Origin of the sequence: Actinoplanes sp. KI2 (genome assembly GCF_025630775.1) — a bacterium.
Lineage (GTDB): Bacteria > Actinomycetota > Actinomycetes > Mycobacteriales > Micromonosporaceae > Actinoplanes.
Map to the genome: position 1 here is coordinate 1 of NZ_JAOSZE010000100.1, position 4238 is coordinate 4238.

Genomic DNA, 4238 nt, shown 5'->3' on the forward strand with positions numbered 1-4238 from the left:
GCGGTCTGGTCACGGCCGGAGGGCGACAACATCCCTGGTGAGTTGCAGCAGACGACCAGCCCCGACGCCTCGACGCCTCGACGCCTCGACGGCTCAGGGGGCGAGCTGCTCGATAGTCATTCCGACGTTTGGGTGTCCGCGTTCGGGAGACCGAGCGTGTTGTTGATTTCGTCGGCCAGTTTCGCGACTGCAGTAGGTTGGTCGGTCTTGATCATGATTTTGGCGGTAATGCCGAGTGGTTCGGCTTCCGCAGCCCACCGAGGCCAGGACTGCACGAGTTGACGATCGTCGTCATGAAGGGCGGCTCGGCGGCGGTTTCGAAAGCGTTCTCGTGCCAGCGAGGCGGGGACGTCGCACCAGATTTCAACAGTCGCAGGGTTGACGCACCGGCGAAGACCATTCTGGACGTAGCCGAGGTCTCGGGGTTTGAACCACCAGGATTCGAGGATGACCAGACCTGGGGTGGCTGCGGCCAGATCCCACATGGTTTCGCTCGCCACTGGACCGAATGCCGTCGTGGGGAGGCCGGGCAGGGCGGCCGCCATCGCCTCCTTGAGAACGTCTTTGCAGATCAGCGGAACGCCCATGGCAGTAGCGAGTTGGTTGGCCAGTGTCGTCTTGCCGGATCCGGGCAGGCCGTTGACCAGGACGATGTAGTCGGCCATGAAGGCATGATTCCACGATCCGCGCGGGGGCGAACCCGTTTGACTGCCTCAGCCGCAGCGGCACGCAAGCGGACGGACGCGCCCGCGCTCCCGGCGAACCCCGCCGAACAAGACTTGCTCCAGCAACAACTGGCCTGGACATCCGGAGCCAGCCCGACGCGGCCGACCCGCACATTCCGCTAGCCTACGGCCGGGCAGGTCGTGCCGCGCGGTGGCACTGCCAGCGACACCAAGTAGTCGTCGGCCACCCGTTTCATGCAGTCGCTGATCGAATACGAGCCATGCCCCGCCCCCTCGTACGTGACCAGCACCCCGTGCCGGCCGAGTTGCCGCTCGACCGACTGCGCCCAGCTCAGGCCCGTCGCCGGGTCGTGCCTTGAGTTGAGCAGCAACAGCGGTGCGGCCGTGCGCACGGTCAGTGCGTGCTGCGGGTCGGCGACCCGCGGCCAGCCCAGGCACATGGTCAGGGCGAACACCTGCGCCGGGTAGCCCGTGTCCGGTGCGACCGCGGAGGTCTTTCGGAGCAGCGCCGCGTACGAGGCGTAGTCGCGCACCGGCAGCGACCAATCCGCGCAGAACGCCGGGATCACCACGCCCATGTCGGTAACGTGCAGCGCCGGGCCGCCGCCGTCCACTGTGGCCAGATAGCCGGCCAGCACCGCGTACTCGGCGTCCTTGAGCCGTTTCAGGGCGACGGCCGCCAGGTCGAACTGGTTGTGCGTACCGATCAGCCGATGCCACACTGTGCGGGCGCCGCCGAGTGGGTTGAGCGCGCACGATGCGGTGGAATCGCACCACCTTGCGAAGTCGTCGAAGGCGTCCTCGAACGCCGTCGCCTGTGCGGTGAGGAAAGCCGCGGTGGTACGAGCGCTGTGGTCGTCGACTGATTCGAGCACCATGGCCCGCACCCGTCCGGGGTACCTCTCCGCATAGGTCTCGCCGAGCAGTGTGCCGTACGAGCTGCCGTGGAAGCTGATCTGCCGGACCCCGAGCGCAGTGCGCAGCGCGTCCACGTCCCGGGCGTTGCTGATCATGTCCGCGTGGTTCCAGACTTCCCCGTACGAAGTGGAGCACCGTTCCCAGAGCTTGCGGTTGTACGCGATGGCGGCGTCGAAGTCGGCCTGGCTGGTGAGCACCGGGGCGGGCGCCGCGGGCAGCCCGGTGGTGTCGCACGGGAGCGGGCGGCCGTTGCTCGAGCCGCGCGGGTCGAAACTCACGATGTCGAAGCGGCTGAGCACGTCGTCGCCGAACCGGCGGTAGCCGTTGGCGACCCGGTCGACGCCCGAGTCCCAGGGACCGCCTGGGCCGAAGACCAGCGTGCCGACCTTGTGGGCCTGGTCGGTGGCGGCGCGACGGGCCACGGGAAGGCCGATCGTGCCGGCGCCAGGATGCGACCAGTCGGCGGGGACAGTAAGCGTGGCGCATTGGGCGTCGAGCGCCTTGCCGCAGTCGTGCCAGTCGAGGGTGTCGCCCGGTGGGGCGGCCGGGACCGGCATGGCCGCGACCAGCAGGACGGTCAAGAGGGAGTTCATGGATTCGAGTCTTGTTGATGGGAGCCTTCCGGTTGATCCGGAAGATCCCGGATCGAACCCTGAAGTGTTGCCGGGGTTGACAACGCCGCTGTACTCGCGGGGGCCCACCGCGACAAGTACTGGTCGAGAGAACGATCTGCGGAGGTGCCATGCGACACCTCAGGAGCGGGTGATGGGAGCGGCGTCGACATGCCGACGACATACACGCGTACGCGAGCTAACGGGTCGGCCCCAGGACGCGCTGGACTCACCCGAGCCCACCCACCGCCATCAGCCTGGATCTTCGCGGTGATCGTCTTCTACACCACTCCCCCGTGGACACAACCGCTGCGTGTCCAGGACGTACTTGCCTGGGCATTGACGCCGGGTGTGTAGCTGTCGTCACGCCACGCGCCGACGGACCGCAGTCACCACCACGATCGGCCCGTGAGCTGCCGGTATGCGGTTCGGTTCGGGTTGTGCCACGTCCGGTCCACCTCCACTTGCCCGGGAGCGACCCCCGGACCCCACGGTGCGGTGGTCGCGCCCACTGGCCGAGTCGCGCAGGGTGGGACAGGCCGCCACAGGCCTCAGCCTTTGCCGCAGAGCCCAACCGGACTCGCACGTCAGCCGCAGGCCCATCGACACTATTCGCCGTCATCTCCTCCTATTTGCTGGAGATGCGGACGATGCGTGCAGGAATGTTGTACTCCTGGCAGATCGCCAATAGCCCACTGCCGTCAATAAGCTGGAGAGGCTTGCCGTTCGCAAACTCGTAACTACTGGGGCCGTATCCGCTTGTTGTGATCAGAATGCCACTTTTGGCGCCTTCGTGCTGCATCGTTCCGTACAGATCTCGGACGGCTGTCGGCGGCACGGTCTTTCGGTAGAGCTTGGCCTGAATGACATACTTTCCGCCGCGGATAGGGGTCGGATCATAGGCGACGCAGTCGACACCGCCGTCCCCGTCGGCCCTGAAAAGCTTGGTGTCGAAGCCCATCCGATCGAAGAGGTTGTGGACAAAGTACTCGAATTCTTTGGAAGTTAGTTCAAGAAGATTCGGCCTCTTGTCCAACCCACTGATCACGTCCACTGGATCTATGATGCGCGGGTCGGCCATCTTGAACTCCATGACAGGCGTGACGGGCTCCAATTCTTCCGGATGTCGAGAAACGTCGGCGGCAAAGTACCTTCGGATGCAAGCTACGGGGTCCAGCTGCTCCAGTACGAGACCTTCGAACTGTTCGCGTGTGGCCCGCAACGTAATCAGGCAGGGCTGGACCGGCTGTCCCGTGGTGGGGTCGATTGCGTCCACTATGCCATTGAAAACGACAGTGCTGACCAGGCCTGAGCGCTCGGTAGCGAAAATCGATCGTAGGGCGCGGAGAGCCAGTTGTGCGACGAGCGTCTGATAGATCGTCCGCATCTCCGCCGCCGGGCGTGCCGTGGCATCGATCTCGTTCCGGGCCTTGATCCATCTAAAGGACTTCTTTGCCGGCACGATGTCCGGTGTGGGGAGGCGCCACTCAAGGGCAAGTAGCGTCGACTCAGGAACGTAACCGGCCAGGCGCTGGCGGGGAAACCCTTCCGGATCAGAGACCTGGTCGATCATGATCTGAAAGTAGCGGCTGACTGCGTGCCGATCGCCGTTGTGTACCGCTGTTGCGAATGCCGCGATGTTGCTGTTGTACTTGGCGACCTCAGCGTCAACTGCATCTTGCCGCTGCTTCTGCGCAGTTCGGGCCGCGGCGACACAGCGTTGCCTGGCCGTCTCGGCAGCTTGGTATCTCTCGCCCTCCGCGGCAAAAGCCCGCTCCGCAGCCTCACGTTCCCTTGCGTACCGTGCCTCACCGCCGAACAGCCGACCGACGGGTCCCGGCGGCGCGGGCTCGAAGTCTTGCCACTGTGGAGCGGGTGCCGGGCGCGCGTCGGGGCCAAGGTCGAGCGGCACCTTCACCGGCGTTCTCTTAAGCTGATCGAGACTTACACGTGGCGGTGGCAAAGCGAGTGATCTAGCGAGAATGCCGGTCAATTCGCTTACTCGATCGGAAGCGGAAGCCGT

General features: G+C 65.3%; 3 protein-coding genes. All 3 read right to left on the minus strand.

Annotated elements, in window-relative coordinates; translation table 11 throughout:
* Window positions 1-116 precede the first annotated feature (116 nt).
* Window positions 117-665: an AAA family ATPase gene (locus ODJ79_RS46330; protein ID WP_263030143.1), complete on the minus strand. Its 549-nt coding sequence runs from the start codon at window positions 663-665 to the stop codon at window positions 117-119.
* 179 nt (window positions 666-844) lie between these two features.
* Window positions 845-2197 (minus strand): alpha/beta hydrolase, encoded by a 1353-nt coding sequence (locus ODJ79_RS46335; protein ID WP_263030144.1) that lies wholly within the window; start codon window positions 2195-2197, stop codon window positions 845-847.
* A 646-nt stretch (window positions 2198-2843) separates the two neighbouring features.
* On the minus strand, window positions 2844-4238 hold a 1395-nt coding region (locus ODJ79_RS46340), incomplete at its 5' end, for a restriction endonuclease (protein WP_263030145.1).

What these genes read in the sequence shown, in the direction of transcription:
- ODJ79_RS46330 (WP_263030143.1), bottom strand. Translation starts at nt 665, where the DNA reads ATGGCCGACTACATCGTCCTGGTCAACGGCCTGCCCGGATCCGGCAAG.
- ODJ79_RS46335 (WP_263030144.1), bottom strand. Translation starts at nt 2,197, where the DNA reads ATGAACTCCCTCTTGACCGTCCTGCTGGTCGCGGCCATGCCGGTCCCG.